This window comes from Stenotrophomonas humi, from assembly GCF_001431415.1.
GTDB classification, from domain to species: domain Bacteria; phylum Pseudomonadota; class Gammaproteobacteria; order Xanthomonadales; family Xanthomonadaceae; genus Stenotrophomonas; species Stenotrophomonas humi.
In genome coordinates, this window is sequence record NZ_LDJI01000012.1 from 159,726 (window position 1) to 172,826 (window position 13,101).

General features: G+C 63.9%; 9 protein-coding genes. 2 read left to right on the forward strand and 7 right to left on the reverse strand.

Annotation, left to right across the window (positions count from 1 at the left end; genetic code table 11):
* The first annotated feature begins 2 nt into the window (after positions 1-2).
* Positions 3-1,361, forward strand: a complete 1,359-nt coding sequence (locus ABB26_RS06990) for a TolC family outer membrane protein (protein WP_057632960.1) — start codon at positions 3-5, stop codon at positions 1,359-1,361.
* Positions 1,362-1,518: 157 nt separating this feature from the next.
* Here ABB26_RS06990 and waaA read toward each other — a convergent pair whose 3' ends face one another.
* Complete coding sequence (gene waaA / locus ABB26_RS06995; RefSeq protein ID WP_057632961.1) at positions 1,519-2,814, reverse strand: lipid IV(A) 3-deoxy-D-manno-octulosonic acid transferase; 1,296 nt, start codon at positions 2,812-2,814, stop codon at positions 1,519-1,521.
* Positions 2,815-2,877: 63 nt separating this feature from the next.
* Between waaA and ABB26_RS07000 the strand changes: the two genes are divergently transcribed.
* Entirely contained in the window at positions 2,878-3,807 is a 930-nt protein-coding gene (locus ABB26_RS07000) for an LpxL/LpxP family Kdo(2)-lipid IV(A) lauroyl/palmitoleoyl acyltransferase (protein ID WP_057632962.1), read from the forward strand.
* Positions 3,808-3,975: 168 nt separating this feature from the next.
* Here the strand turns inward: ABB26_RS07000 and ABB26_RS07005 are convergent, their stop codons facing one another.
* From ABB26_RS07005 to ABB26_RS07030, 6 genes are all read right to left on the reverse strand, one after another.
* Positions 3,976-5,301, reverse strand: a complete 1,326-nt coding sequence (locus tag ABB26_RS07005; protein WP_057632963.1) for an O-antigen ligase family protein — start codon at positions 5,299-5,301, stop codon at positions 3,976-3,978.
* Entirely contained in the window at positions 5,282-6,397 is a 1,116-nt protein-coding gene (locus ABB26_RS07010; RefSeq protein WP_057632964.1) for a glycosyltransferase, read from the reverse strand. Before ABB26_RS07010 ends, ABB26_RS07005 begins: the two co-directional genes overlap by 20 nt.
* A gap of 9 nt (positions 6,398-6,406) precedes the next feature.
* Positions 6,407-6,604 (reverse strand): zinc-finger domain-containing protein, encoded by a 198-nt coding sequence (locus ABB26_RS07015; RefSeq protein ID WP_057632965.1) that lies wholly within the window; start codon positions 6,602-6,604, stop codon positions 6,407-6,409.
* A 108-nt stretch (positions 6,605-6,712) separates the two neighbouring features.
* Complete coding sequence (locus tag ABB26_RS07020; protein ID WP_057632966.1) at positions 6,713-8,839, reverse strand: peptidase domain-containing ABC transporter; 2,127 nt, start codon at positions 8,837-8,839, stop codon at positions 6,713-6,715.
* A 36-nt stretch (positions 8,840-8,875) separates the two neighbouring features.
* Positions 8,876-11,668 (reverse strand): M16 family metallopeptidase, encoded by a 2,793-nt coding sequence (locus ABB26_RS07025; RefSeq protein WP_245626157.1) that lies wholly within the window; start codon positions 11,666-11,668, stop codon positions 8,876-8,878.
* 155 nt (positions 11,669-11,823) lie between these two features.
* Entirely contained in the window at positions 11,824-13,032 is a 1,209-nt protein-coding gene (locus tag ABB26_RS07030; protein WP_245626158.1) for an HlyD family secretion protein, read from the reverse strand.
* Positions 13,033-13,101 lie beyond the last annotated feature (69 nt).

Here is a 13,101-nt window from a genome sequence, read left to right on the forward strand (position 1 = left end):
CAATGATCCGCCGATCCCTCACCCTTGCGCTGGCAATCGCACTGGCCCCGCTGACGACTCACGCCGCCGACCTGCTGCAGGTCTACGAAATGGCCCGCAATGGTGACCCGCAGCTGTCCGCAGCCGAGTCCAACCGGCTCTACACCAAGGAAGGCCAGGTGCAGGCGCGCGCAGCGCTGCTCCCGCAGGTCAATGGTGAGGCATCGCTGGATCGCTCCCGCGTAAAGGCTGACGGCGTCAGCGGCAGCACCACCAGCAAGAGCCGCACCTACGGCATCAACGGCAGCCAGACCCTGTTCAACTGGGGCCAGTTCGCCACCCTGCGTGCGCAGCGCGATATCAGCCAGGCCGCCGACTTCACGCTGGATTCGGCCAACGACGACCTGGTCGTGCGCACCGCCACCACCTACTTCAATGTTCTGGTGTCGATCGAATCGCTGACCGCTGCCGAGACCAACGAAGCGGCGGCCAAGAAGCAGTTCGACTACGCCGACAAGCGCCTGGAAGTGGGCCTGGCCCCGATCACCGACGTGCACGAAGCCCGTGCCCAGTACGACCAGGCACGCGCCAACACCATCCTGGCCCGCAACGCGCTGGAAGATGCCTACCAGGCCCTGACCGAACTGACCGGCCAGCCGGTGCGCGACGTACGCGGCCTGCCGACCGATTTCCGCCCGGAACTGCCGGCCAACCGTGGCAACGTTGACCAGCTGGTCACCGATGCGATCTCGCGCAATCCGGCGTTGAAGTCGCAGGAGTTGCAGGTCAGCGCCGCCGAATCCAACGTTTCCGCCGCCCGTGGCGCCCACTATCCGACCCTGTCACTGGGCGGCAGCTGGGGCAAGAACGCCAAGTGGGGCGACAGCGTCGGCGGCAGCTCGCTGACCCCGGACACCACCAGCAACTCGATCGGCCTGACCTTGAACGTGCCGATCTTCGCTGGCGGCGCCACCCAGTCGCGCGTGCGTCAGGCACTGGCCCAGCGTGATATCCAGCAGGACACCTTCGAGCAGCAGAAGCGCGCCCTCGACCGCAACACCCGCAACGCCTACCAGGCCCTGGTGGCCGGCATCAGCGAAGTGGAAGCACGTCGTCTGGCGGTGGTCTCGGCGCAGAGCGCGTACGACGCATCGCAGGTCGGTCTGGAAGTCGGTACCCGTACCGTGCTGGACGTGGTGCAGAACCAGCGCACCCTGTTCCAGGCGCAGCTGGATTACGCCCAGTCGCGTTACAACTTCCTGCTGGCCCGTCTGCAGTTGAGCCAGGCCATCGGTGATCTGGAAATTGCCGAAGTACAGGACATCAACCGCCTGCTGACCCAGGACGCCAGCGCCAAGCTGCAGTCGTCCAGCGCACAGTAAGCAGTCGCTGCAACCAACGAAAAGAGCGGGCTTCGGCCCGCTCTTTTCGTTTCTGGACGCGGCACCGGCGTGTGCCCGGCAGAGCAGAAGCGGAAGTGCCGAACCACGCCCGGCAATGGTCTCTCTGCAAAGCTCCAGCGTACCGTGGTTGTGTGCTTTACAAGGGCGGTGGCAACGTCGGCCCGATCAGTTCCAGCGTGCGTTGCAACGCGCCACGACCATTGGCCACCAGCGCGCGCCCGGCCTGCACCATGCGCTCGCGCTCAGCCACATCCTCAAGCAACTCGGTCACTGCTGCCGCGACGGCGGGCGCGTCGGCACAGATACGCAGTGCACCGGCCTCACTCATCCGCCGCGATATCTCGGCGAAGTTGTGCAGGTGCGGGCCGGTCACCGTCGCGGTTCCCATGGCCGCAGGTTCCAGCAGGTTGTGACCGCCAATGGCCTGCAGGCTACCGCCGACGAAGGCCACCTGTGTGCAGGCAAAAAACACCATCAGCTCGCCGAGCGTATCCACGACGAAGACCTGGTTGTCGGTCGCGGGCCATTGCTGTGCGCGGCGCGTGGCGACCCCCCAGCCCTGCTCGCGTGCCAACGCCTCTACCCGGCTGAAGCGCTCCGGATGACGTGGCGCCCATAGCAGCAAGGCGTCGGGATGTCGTTTCAACAGCTGCGTGTGGATATCCACCACCGCTTGCTCCTCGCCTTCATGGGTGCTGGCCGCGATCCACACCGGTCGGCCCTCAGGCACATGCTGACGGAATGCTTCCAATACGACCGTCGGGTCCGGCGGGCGAATGTCGAACTTCAGGTTGCCCAGCGCACGCACCTGTTCCGGGCGCGCACCCAACTCGATGAAACGCTGCGCGTCATCCTGCGACTGCGCAGCCACGCAGGTCACGGTGCGCAACGCACGCCCGACCAGCGCCTTCAACAGGCGATAGCCCTTCAACGAGCGTGCCGACAGTCGCGCGTTGAGGATGTAGACCGGAATGTCACGGTCACGGCAACCAAACAGCATGTTCGGCCACAACTCGGTCTCCAGGATCAGCGCAAGGCTGGGCCGGAAGTGGCACAGGAAACGGGTGACACTGCCCGGTACGTCATACGGCAGATAGACGTGATCCACCGCATCACCCCATAGCGTGCGCACACGCTGCGAGCCGGTGGGGGTGATGGTGGTGATGATCCAGCGGATGTCCGGGCGCAGCTCGCGCAGCGCATTGACCACCGGTGCGGCAGCATTCACCTCCCCCACCGATACCGCATGCAGCCACACCCGTGGCTGCCCGCCACTCTCTGGATAGGAGGCATAGCGCTCGTCCCAGCGCTTGAAGTACTCGCGTACCCGGAAACCGCGCCACACCAAGTGGTACACGGTGATCGGCAACAGCAGATACAACACGGCCGAATAGAGACCGCGCAGCAGAAGTTCGACGGGATCCTTGCGCATCGGCGAAGGATACGGGAGAACGCGGGAAGTGAGTGAAGGCAGGCGGTGGCTTAGAATCGACGCATGTCCGATTCACCCTCCACCGCCACCCGCCCTTCTCTGCTGCAGCCGCGGCATTGGCCGACCTTCGCCCTGCTGGGCGTTGCCATGCTGGCCGCACGCCTGCCGTGGACCCTGCAGCGTGCGCTGGGTCGTGGCGTTGGCTGGCTGGCACTGCACCTGGCAAGCAGCCGGCGTCATGCAACCGAAGTGAACCTCAGGCTGTGCTTCCCCGACAAGGATGAAGCGTGGCGCCAACGCCTGCTGCGGGACAGCTTCGATGCGCTTGGCGTGGGTATCTTCGAGTTCGCACGGGCCTGGTGGGGCAGCATCGATGCCATCCGCCCGCAGGTGCGGATCGAAGGACTGGAACAGCTCAAGGCGCTGCAGGCCGAAGGCCGTGGCGTGCTGCTGATCTCCGGCCATTTCATGACGCTGGAAATGTGCGGCCGGCTGCTGTGCGACCACGTACCGCTTGCCGGCATGTACCGCAAATACCGCAACCCGGTGATGGAGTGGGCGGTGAAGAGTGGTCGGCTGCGCTATGCCAGCGCGATGTATGCCAATGAAGACATCCGCGCGACAGTGCGTCATCTGAAGAAGGGCGGTCTGCTCTGGTACGCGCCGGACCAGGACATGCGTGGCAAGGACTCGGTGTTCGTGCCGTTCTTCGGCATGCCGGCATCAACCATCACCGCCACCCACCAGTTCGCACGCATGACCGGCTGCGCGGTGGTGCCGTTCTTCCATCGCCGTGTCGGCAGCAGCTATGTGCTCAGGATCGCCCCGCCGCTACCGGACTTCCCGTCCGATGATGTCGTGGCCGACACCGCGCAGGTGAACGCCGCCATCGAAGACATGGTGCGCGAAGCACCCGCCCAGTACCTGTGGATCCATCGTCGCTTCAAGCGCCAGCCAGAAGGCCTCAGTGACTTCTATAGCAAGCGGAAGTGAGCGGAGCGACAGGCCGGGGCTGGATGGCATGGAGGCCAGGGAAGTGAGACACGAGTAAAAACAACAACGAGGGCTGAGTCCCGCCCCTTTCAGGAGGTGCCTCGCCCCTTGCGCACAGCACAAGGGAGAATCGAGCAGGGGGTGCAGTTGCTACCGCCTCTTTGCTCTTCACTCACTCCTGTCTTCTGCCAGCAACGCGCCGGCAAACAACGCGGCCAGCAGCACCGTCACCCCGCCCCAGAACGTCGAATAGAACGCCAGATGGGTGTTCAACGGAAACACGGTGGCAACCAACGCCAGAGCCGCCGGACGCGCGCGGGCGCGCGCTTCGGTGCCTGCATAGCGCCAGGCACGCATGGCCATGGCGGCCCCAGCCAGCCACAGCAGCAGACCCAGCACACCGGTTTCAGCGAGGATTTCCAGCACGACCTGATGTGCGTGCAAGGCCGGACTGGCGCCCCACACGGCAGTACGCTCCGGCATCGGATCACATCCTGCGTACGCCAGACGGAAGTCACGCACACCCACGCCGTTGATCGGATGCTCGCGCACCATGCACAACGCTGCGCCCCATATCTGGCTGCGACCGGACAAGGCTTCATTGAGCCCATCGGCATCGCCGCTGAACACCAGTGCCGTGCGTGAGAAGCGCTCGCGCACCTGCGATGAACCCATGCCCAGTGCCGCCAGGCCGATCACGCCAGCCAGCAGCATCAACGTCATCCATTTCGCCCCCAGCAGTCGCCAGCCCGAGAACAGCACGATCAATGCATAGGTGATCCACGATGCGCGCGAGCCGGCCAGTACCAGGACCACGCCAACCAGCAGCGCCGTCAACAGCCAGCCCCAACGCCCCCAGCGGGTACCCACGAAGAACAGCAGGAACGGTGACATCGTCGCCAGCACCTGGCCGAACTTGAGATTGCAGGGTCCGAACACACCAGACAGACGGTCTGCTGCGGCAGCTTCTTCAGCGCTGCACAAACTATGCCCGTTGATCAGCCACTTGAGCTGGTCCATGGACCAGAACAATGGGCTGGTACCGAGCAGTCCCTGCGCCAATGCATCCAGCGTCCATATGCCGATGATCACGGCCAATCCCGTGAAGGTCCGGCCTCGCCGCTGCGGTGTCGCAACGGCAATGGCCACCAACCACATGAAAGGCAGATAGCGCAGCGCTGCGGCCACCTTTGCCCAGCTTCTTCCCGGGTCGGCCGCGTCCAGTGCGGAAACCGCCTGCGGCAGCCAGTAGGCCATGAACAGCACGCCGGTCAGCGCCCATGCCGGAATGCTCAGCAGCGGCCGAATGCCACCATTGGCATGCAGTTGCAGCAGACGCACCACGGTGAACAAAGCGCCCGATACCAGCACCGCCTCGGCAACACCCGGCGCCGGCCACAACGCAACGAAAGCGAGCAACCACGCTGACGCCCAACGCCCCGGCAGCCGCTGGGGCGCCATGTTTCCTGCCGGCTCAACCAATGAGTTCGCCATAGACGTCCAGTGTCGCGCGTTGCATTGCCTGCAAAGTGAAGGGAATGCGTGACGGCAGTGCTGGCGGATGCCGCAGCAGTGACAATGCCGTCCTTGCCAAGGCAGCCTCGTCACCCAATGTCACTGCCCCCGCCGGTTGCAATTGGGTCAGCAACTCGCCCACGCCACCGTGCTTCCAGCCCAGCACCGGGCGCCCCACGGAAAGGGCCTCCACCACCGTGCGCCCGAATGCCTCCGGCTTGTCCGAGACCTGCAGTACCAGATCGCTGGCGGCGTAAGCCTGGGCGATACGGCTGGTCGGCTCGGTCAACGCCACGCCGCCGGCGACGCCCAGGCGCTGCGCCAGTTGTTCAAGCTCGCTTACGTACGCTTCACGCCCCGGCTCACGCGCACCGGGCATCCACAGCACCGCGTTGTCTTCGCCTTGTTGGTGCAGGGTCGCGAGCAGTTGAATCGCATGCGCGTGCCCCTTCAGACGTGTCCCGCGCCCGGGCAGCAGCAGCAGCGGACCAGCGCCGGCCAGCTGCGGGTAGTGCCGTGCCACCTCCAGACGCGGGCGACGGTCCGTACGTGCCACACGCGGAAACTGGGATACATCGACACCGCGCGGTATCACCCGCAGCTTGGCTGGATCCGTTGCGGGATAGTTGGCAAGCAGGTACTCGCGCACGGTCTGTGACACGCAGATCACCCGCTCGCCACTGACCATGATGCCGCTGTAGCGGCCTGGCGAATTCAGGCCGTGCATCGTCGTCAGCCAGTGCGGGCGGCTGGCCGCAGGCATGCCCTTGAGGGCATACCAACCCAACCACGCCGGAAGGCGCGAGCGCGCATGCACGATGTCCGCGTCGGTTTCAGTGAACAGACGCCGCAGCGATGCCACGTGCCGCAATGTCAGCAGCGACTTGCGCCCGATATCAAGCGTCAGGTGCTCGGCGCCACTGTCCAGCAATGGCTGCACCAGCCGTCCGCCCGCAGAGACCACGATGGCGCGATGGCCTGCAGCCACCAGCGCGCGGGCGACCTCCAGAGTCGAGCGTTCGACACCGCCGGAGTGCAGCGCCGGCAGCAACTGCACCACAGTCAGGCGGCGCATCGATCCGGGTCAGTCGACCAGCACGAACACGGAGCCGCAATACGGGCACGCGGACTCGCCATTGGGCTCGTTCTCGATGGGCAGATAAACCCGCGGGTGCGAGTTCCACAGCGCCATTTCCGGCGTCGGGCAGCTCAGCGGCAGGTCGGCGCGGTGGACGTTGTAGCGCTTCTCGGCGTTGGCCGGGGCGGTGGCGGTATGGCTCATGGCGTCATTCACGGGAAAACCAGGACGCGCAATTCTAGCAGTGGCGAGGCAATGCGGGCCGTTTGGCAGGCCGGCTCCGGCCCGGACCTGCCCCCGCTAGCGCGGCGTTCACGCCGACAGCGGCGCACCCGGCGGTTCAGCGTCCGCCGTCGCAGCGGCCGGTTCGGCCTGCGGGTGGAGCTCCTGCACGATCCGGCCCTGTTCCATCACCAGTACCCGATCCGCACTGGCAATGGCCTCCGGTCGATGGGCAATGATCATCCGGGTCAGCCGCAAGCTGCGCACGGCATCGTTGACCAGCCGCTCGCTCGTCACGTCCAGATGGCTGGTTGCCTCATCCAGGAACAGCAGCTTGGGCTGCCGGTACAACGCGCGGGCCAGGATGATCCGCTGCTTCTGCCCACCCGACAGCGCACTGCCCATGTCACCGATCAGGCCGTGGTACCCCATCGGCATCGCCATGATGTCCTCATGCACCGCCGACAGACGCGCGGCGACCTCCACCCGGGCCAGATCGGATTCCGGGTCGAAGAAACCAATGTTGTCGGCAATGCTGCCGGCGAACAGTTGATCGTCCTGCATCACCGCACCGACGATGGCACGCACATTGCGCGCCCCCAATCGGTGCAGGTCATGCCCGCCGATACGAATGCTGCCGGAGGTAGGCCGCAGCAGCCCCAGCAGCAGTCTGACCAGCGTGGTCTTGCCGCAACCCGACGCACCGATGACTGCCACCGACTCCCCTGGCGTGATGCTGAAACTGCAATCCTTCAGCACCCACGGCTCGCCATCGGCGTAACGGAAACAGAGATTCTCGACCTCTATGCGTGCATCTTCCGGCGGAAAGCCTTCGATGCTGCCCGCGTCATCCTCCGGCGCGGTCAGCACGATGTCGGCAAGACGCTCGCCATGCAACCGCAGCATGCGGAATTCCAGCCACTTGTCGATCAACGCGCTCATGCGTGCGGCGAACTGATCCTTGTAGGCCAGAAAGGCAATCAACATGCCCACCGAGAACACGTTGTCCAAGGCCAGCAACGCGCCAATCCAGATCACCGCGATGCGTTCCACGCCGAACAGCAGCTGGCTGGCGCCATTGAACCCGAGGCCCAGATTCGCCAGCCGCACTTCGCGATTGACCGTGTCCACCATCAGGTTTTCATAGGCACTGCGGCGGCGCGATTCTTCGCCAGCTACTTTCAAGCTCTGCATGCCGCGCAGTGACTCGAGCAGGTGCGTCTGCTGTTTCGCCGCCGTCACCAACTGCTGTTCGGTGCCATCGCGCAACGGACGCCAGGCCAACGTGCGAACGACGGCGTACAACAGCACGGCCAGTACCGTCACCAGTGCCAGCTTCCAGCTGTAGACCAGCATCAAGGCCAGCGTCACGACCGCCATCAAGCCATCGATCAAAGCCTCGACGAAGCTGGTGGTCAAGGTCCGCTGGATGGCCTGCACCGACGACAGACGTGAGGTGATGTCGCCGAGGTTGCGCTTCTCGAAGAAATCCAGCGGCAACCTGAGCAGGTGCGCGAACACATTGCCCATCCACTGCAGGCCGAGCCGCGAGGAAAGATGAACCACTGCAGCGCCACGCAACACACCGATGCCTACCTGCAGCAACAGCGCCAGGCCAAAGCCCAGGCCAAGCACGGTCAGCAGATCGCGGTCAGCAGACACCAGCACCTGGTCGACCACCCACTGCATCAGGAACGGCGCCAACACCACAAACACCTGCAGCGCCAGCGACAACGCGACGATCTGCCCCAGTACCTGCCATAAGCCGCGGACTGGTCCAGTAAGCTGCCGCACGCTCACCGACGGGCTGGCATTGCGCGGGGTGAAATCCGCGGTCGGTGACAGCTCCAACGCCACGCCGGCAAAGTGATCAGACACCTCCGCCGCCGACAGCTTCCGCTCACCGATGGCCGGGTCCAGCACCACCACTTTCGACTTGCCGACTTTCTTCAGCACAACGAAGTGGTTCAGATCCCAATGCAGAACACACGGCAGTTTCAGCTTTCCGAGGTCGTCCATGTCCAGCCGCAACGGCCTCGCGGAGAACCCAAGCTGCTGCGCGATGCCAATCAGATGACTGAGCTTTTCGCCCTTCAACGACAGCGGAAAGCGTCGCCGCAGTTCCAGCAAGTCAATGTGCAGTCCGTGTGCATCGGCCACCATCGCGAGTGAAGCCAAACCGCATTCGGCCGCCTCGGATTGAATGATCGTCTTCATGACAAGGGGCGGCCAACGGCAGCCCCTGTTTCTCCCTTACTTGAAATCACCCGCCACAAACACGCTCAACTGTTCGGGCTTGAGGTACTTGCGGATGGCCGCGTTGACCTGCTCCACCGTCAAGGCGCGATACGCAGCGTCACGCGCTGCCTCGAACTGCATGCTGCGCCCGTAGTACAACTGGTTACCGAGCAAACCCGCCACCGCACTGTCATTGGCGCGCGACTGTTCACGCGCAATCAACCTTGCAGAAACCGTATCGCGCAGCTCCTGCTCGGTCACGCCATCTGCCAACAGACGCACCAGCTCTTCACGGACGGCCGCCTCGACTTTGCCTGCGTTCTCCGGCGCGGCAATCGCCTGAATGCTGAGGCTGCCGTTGTCATCACGGCCGGTGCGGCTTTCATCGGCCTGCAGGCCCGCGCCAACGCTGTAGCTCAGGCCATCCTTCTGCCGAATCCGGCTCGCCAGACGCGCCTTGAGCGGATCACCGCCCAGTATTCCCACCGCGATACTCAAGGCTGGAAAATCGACATCTGCCAGATTGAGTGACAGGTTCTGTCGCGCCAACAACACCGCATTGGGCTTGTCGGGCGTGATGAGACTTTCCCGAAGCGCCGCACGTTCCCGATAGTGGGTGGCAATCGGCGCATACGGGGCGGGCGACTTCCAATCCGCGAACAACGTCTGCAGCTGCGTTTTGAGCGCAACCGCGTCGAAGTCCCCGACAACCACGACCTCGCCCTCGGCGGTTCCGTAGAAATCACGATGGAAGGCTCGCAGATCCTCGATACTCAGCGCCTGCAGCTTCGCCAGCGATTCGTCGAACGAGTCCACATGCAGCGGATGCCCCTTCGGCCAGGGATCGAAGTACTGCGCCAGGGCCATCGACGCCAGCGCGCCCGGCTCCTTTCGCTGGAAGTCCACCCCGGTCACCGCCTGCAGCCGCAGTTGCTCGAATTGATCCGGCGGGAATGCGGGATTACGCAGGACATCGGCGGCCAATGCCAAGGCTTCGGCCAACGTGTCGCGCTTTCCATCCAACCGAATGGTCGCGCTTTGCGCAACACCACCCAGCATCGCCTGCGTACCCAACGCATCAAAGCGGGCCGCAATCTGCGCCCGGCTCATCGTCGTACTGCCCATCATCAACATCGGGCCGACCGATGTCGCCGCAGTACTACGCCCGGTGATCGTCTTCTCGTCGCCGAAGCGGAAGATCGCCGCCAGCGTCACCGTCTGCCCCCGGTTCCTCTTCGGCAGCAGCGATACCTTCAAACGATCGCCCAGGGTGAACGTCTCGGTTCGGGCCGCAATGTTCTCCAGCGTGGCCTCGAACGCTTCGCCCGAATCAGCCACCGCTCTACCGACATAGCCATCCACCAGACTGGCGACGGGTGCCGCTGCCGGAATCACCGCGCGATCCGGCGCCGCTGTCGGAACGAAACGCCCCAGCGTGCGGTTGCTCGATTTCAGATAGGCCGCAGCGACACGGTTGACGTCGACGGCGCTCACTTTTGCAATGGCATCACGCTGCACGAACAACAAGCGCCAGTCGCCGGCCGCCTGAAACTCGGACAACGCCATCGCCACCGCGTTGACGTCGCTGGTCAGTTTCTCCAGGCCGTTGCCGATGCGCTGCTTGGCTGCCGCCACTTCTTCATCGGAAATCGGTCGCGCGGCGATGGATTCAACCTGCCTGAGCAGTTCGGATTCTGCCTTTCCCGCATCACCGTCCTTGGGCAGGACGCCGAGCACAGTGAACAAGCCCGGGTCGCGAAAGCTCTCTCTGGCCGCCATCGCGAATGCAGCCAATTTTGGCTCCATCAGCGCTTTGTACAAGCGGCCGTTCGGATTGTCTCCCAGTACGTCGGCAAGCACCGCCAGCGCGGCGCTGTCGGCCTGCGCCAATGCAGGAACGTGATAGCTGGCAGCAACCATTGCCAGATCGCTGCCACGGCGGACCGTCACCTCGCGCTCTCCGTCCTGCGTCGGCTCCACTGTATGCAGGGCGGGCAGCGTGCGTAGCGGCTTCTTCAACGGGCCAAAATGCGTGGCGATACGCTGCAGAGCGATTGTGCTGTCGATCCGACCGGCCACGATCAACACCGCGTTGTCGGGCTGATACCAGGTACGGTAGAACGCCTGCAGATTGGTGATCGGCACGTTCTCCACATCCGAACGCGCGCCAATCGGCATGTTGGCGTAGTTGTGCCAGTCAAATGCCACCGAGCGCATGCGCTTCATCAGCACGCCACCTGGATTGTTGTCAGCGGCTTCCATCTCATTGCGGACGACAGTCATTTCACTGTCAAGGTCCGTTTTGGCGATTCTCGAATTGACCATGCGGTCCGCTTCGAGCGCCAGCAGCCAATCCAGGGTTTCGTCGTTGGCTGGGAAGGAGCCGAAATAGTTGGTGCGATCCAGCGATGTGGTCGCGTTATTGCTCACCCCGCGCTTCTGCATCTCCCCAGGAATATCGGGATGCTTCGGCGTGCCCTTGAACAGCAGGTGCTCCAAAAGATGCGCCATGCCGGTCTCACCGTAGTTCTCATGCATCGAGCCCACGCCGTAGACAAGGTTGACCGTCACGGTCGGCTTGCTTGCGTCCGGGAACAACAACACCCGCATGCCATTCTGCAACCGGTACTCGCAGATGCCCTCCACGCACGGTCCAGCCACCATCGCGCTTGGCAATACGGCGCGTTCCTCTTTGGCATGTACTGTCGAAACCATGACAAGCGAAAGCGCGATTACCAGTGCACCCATCCGCATCTTGAGCATCCCTATTCCTTCTTCCTTGTTGTTGGACCAATGAATCAGCCGCATTGAAGCAGATCCTGAGAGTTTCCCTCCAAACCAGCAGATGCCACTTCACGAGTGTTCTTGTGTTGAAGGCATCCGCTCATCATAAGTTCGCACCAAGGCGACACGCTGCATGTTGCGGTGAACTCCCGCAGTCTGAAACGCTACCCGGGAATATCTCATCCCGCGCCTTCCAGCTTTCCTTTCAACGCGTACAGCGGCTCGAACATCCATTCGATCAATCGTCGTCTTTCCCCCATGACATCAGCTTCCAGCACCATTCCCGGCATAAGTGGCTCCGGCCTGCCGTATGCCGTCACCGATTGCCGCGCCAGCACCACGCTGATGCGGTACAAGGCTTCCCCCTCCTGTCGGCCCTTCCCCAACAACTCGGCGGGACTCAATGCACTGCGGCTGATCTGCGAAACCCGTCCTTCGTGGTGCCCGAACTTCTGATACGGAAACGCCTGATAGCGCAGGCGGACGCTATCGCCCGGTGCAATGAACCCGATGGCGCTGCTGGGCACGAGCAGTTCGGCCTCCAACCGGCCATCGCCCGGCAACAGGCTCATCAGTACCTGCCCCTGTTGCACCGCCTGCCCGGGCTTGATTGCCTGTGACGTCACCACACCGGTGACCGGCGCCTTGACCAGCAATGCGCCATCGGCACCGGCCTGCATGCGTTCTTGCTCCAATTGCGCCAGCGCCTGCAGATACCCCGCCTCGCCCGCCAGGTGTTGGCTCGGCAACTCGCCTTGTGCCTGCCGAAGCTGTGCGATAAGTCGCCGCGTTGCGGTTGCCTGCCGCTGCAGCGCCTGCATCTGCCCGGTGTACTCCAGCACCGCCGTTTCCTGCTGCTTGATCTGCAGTGCACTGACATACGTGCCGTGTTCCAGTCGCCGAAGGCGCTCCAGGGTTTCTCCGGCAATGCGGCTCTGCTGCTGCCGGGTAACAACTTCCGCTTCGATCTGTTGCAGCTCGCCCCGGGCCGTTGCCAACTGCCCCCCAAGCCCTTTCGACTGCGCCTGCAACTGGCCCTGCGTCGCCTCCCGGGACGCTTGCAGCGCGCTATGCCGCTGCTGCAAACGGTGCTCGGCCGCCGCGCTCATGCTGGCCTCTCGCAACGTCGCGCGCGGCATGCTCACCAGGGCCAGATCGCCGCCGGCCGTCACCCGCTCGCCCTCCTGCACGTCCAGCCACGACAACAGCCCTGTGGCGGGTGCCAACACGGTGATCAAGCCCTGCTCGGGCACCAGTTGCCCACTGACCGTGGAACGCCGCGTGTAACTGGCCAGACTGATGAACAGCACGGCGATGCTGGCCAACGCGATTGCTGCAAAAGTGAGCAGTCCCCAGCCCAGCGGCTGCACCAGCGAAACAGGCCCCAACCAGTGGCTGCTTTTGGCTCGCAGCAGCTCTTCACGAAACAACGATTGCGGCACCCCTGCCCCCCCGGA